The sequence below is a fragment of the Desulfoplanes sp. PS50 genome, assembly GCF_053851535.1.
Map to the genome: position 1 here is coordinate 1 of NZ_JBSPZA010000086.1, position 1,225 is coordinate 1,225.

General features: G+C 49.5%; 1 protein-coding gene and 1 pseudogene. Both read left to right on the forward strand.

Going from position 1 to position 1,225, the window contains the following annotated elements; genetic code table 11:
* Window positions 1-123: 123 nt before the first annotated feature.
* Window positions 124-600 (forward strand): annotated as a pseudogene (locus ACTVJH_RS15855) (HipA N-terminal domain-containing protein); the annotation flags it as partial.
* Window positions 601-626: 26 nt separating this feature from the next.
* Window positions 627-1,225 (forward strand): type II toxin-antitoxin system HipA family toxin (locus ACTVJH_RS15860; RefSeq protein ID WP_455992860.1); only part of this gene is annotated, 599 nt, incomplete at its 3' end.

Here is a 1,225-nt window from a genome sequence, read left to right on the forward strand (position 1 = left end):
TCATTCAAGCAGCAAAAGCTAAAGCCCGTGGATACCGTTCAACTCGTAATCTCATCACCATGATTTACCTCCTCGGGGGCAAGCTCGAATTTCCCCCTACCCACACGAAATAGCGAGGAGCCTTTTTTTGAATATGACCCCGACTTTCTGCATAAACCGTTCTGGCTATCTCCTTTCAAACTTCCTCTTGAGCCGGGCCTGCATGAGCACAAGGATCATGCATTCGGCCCGATATTCGGCCTTTTTGATGACTCCCTGCCGGATGGATGGGGGCTTTTGCTCATGGATCGTTTTTTCAGAAAAAAGGGGATTGATCCTGCTCGGATTTCCGTCCTTGATAGGCTCGCTTTTCTGGGAAATGACACCATGGGAGCCTTGACCTATCAGCCTGCTGCTTCCAGAATAAAAAACGATGTTCCTTGTGACCTGCAAGGCCTCGCTGAAGAGTCCAGGCAGGTTCTTACCGGAAAAACAAACACCGTTCTGCCTCGTCTCATGCGGGCAGGAGGAAGTCCCGCAGGTGCCCGGCCCAAGGTGCTGGTCGGGGTGAATGGGGATCAGGGGAAACAGATCTTCCGTCCGGCTTTGAACACTGGATAGTCAAATTTGCTGCTTTAAATGATTTCATGGACAGTGGTCCCCTTGAGTATGCCTATTCACTGATGGCCCGGGAGGCAGGCATACGCATGCCGGAAACACGACTTTTTGAGACTGTTGACGGTCAATCTTTCTTCGGAGTCAAACGCTTTGACAGGGAAAAAAACCATCGTTTCCATGTACACACCTTTGGCAATCTCATTCAGGCCAATTTCAGAATTCCCTGCAGCGATTATGAAGATTTTTTCAAAATTATCAATGTGTTGACCAGAAACAAACAGGATCTGGTTGCCGGATTCAGGATAATGCTTTTCAATATTCTGGCCCATAACCGGGACGATCATGTAAAAAACGTTTCCTTTATCATGAACGATGACGGGGAATGGAATCTCGCACCTGGTTATGATCTGACCTATGCTCCCGGACCGGGAGGAGAACATTCCATGACCGTGCTTGGAGAAGGCAGATATCCCGGCCGGGAAGAGGTCTTGCAGCTGGGGATCCGTGCGGGTCTGACAAAAAAAGATATAACCCTGGTCCTGGATGAGATACGTGCCTCCGTGAGTCGATGGAATTTTCATGCCGCCCAGGCAGATCTTTCATACCGGACCAGATCGTTTATCGCTTC